Origin of the sequence: Methanothrix sp., from assembly GCA_029907715.1 — an archaeon.
Taxonomy (GTDB): Archaea; Halobacteriota; Methanosarcinia; order Methanotrichales; family Methanotrichaceae; genus Methanothrix_B.
This window is the reverse complement of the sequence record JARYLI010000045.1, coordinates 1-853: the sequence shown is the minus strand read 5'-3', so window position 1 is coordinate 853 and position 853 is coordinate 1. Positions and strand designations below refer to the sequence as shown.

At 59.7% G+C, this 853-nt stretch carries 1 protein-coding gene; it reads left to right on the top strand.

The annotated features are described in order from the left end of the window. Positions 1 to 853, top strand: an 853-nt coding sequence (locus QHG98_09735; GenBank protein MDH7597992.1) for an AMP-binding protein, incomplete at both ends; no start/stop codon positions are given.

The following is an 853-nucleotide window of genomic DNA, read 5'->3' as shown; positions in this document are numbered from 1 at the left end:
AGAACGCCCCGAGCGTCGAGAAGGTTGTTGTGGTCAAGAGGGCAGGGCTTGACGTCCCGATGAAGGAGGGCCGCGATATCTGGTACCACGATCTCGTCAAGGATCAGCCTGCTGAGTGCCACACAGAGGAGCTCGATCCAGAGGACAGGCTGTTCATCCTGTACACATCAGGCACAACTGGAAAGCCGAAGGGCATCGAGCATGCACATGGCGGCTTCTGCGTCGGGCCTGCATACACCACCGCATGGGCTCTGGACGTCCATGAGGAGGATGTCTACTGGTGCACAGCCGACTGCGGCTGGATCACAGGCCACTCCTACGTCGTCTACGGCCCGCTCTGCCTGGGCGCGACGAGCATACTCTACGAGGGCGCTCCAGACTATCCGGACATCGGCAGATGGTGGTCCATCATCGAGGAGTACGGTGTCTCCGTCTTCTACACAGCTCCCACTGCGATCAGGATGTTCATGAAGGCCGGAGATGAGTGGCCGAAGAAGTACAACCTCAAGTCGATCAGGATTCTCGCATCCGTGGGCGAGCCGCTCAACCCCGAGGCATATGTCTGGTTCAGGAACAACATCGGAGGAGGGCAGGCACCGATCATCGATACATGGTGGCAGACCGAGACAGGATGCCACGTGATCGCTCCGCTCCCGATGACACCTGAGAAGCCCGGCTCTGTGGCGTTCCCGCTGCCCGGATTCAACACCGACATCTACGATGAGGATGGCAACTCCGTGCCACTCGGCTACGGCGGAAACATCGTCCAGAAGACGCCCTGGCCGTCGATGCTCCGCGCGTTCTTCAGGGATCCCGAGAGGTACATGAAGGAGTACTGGCAGATGTACTGGGA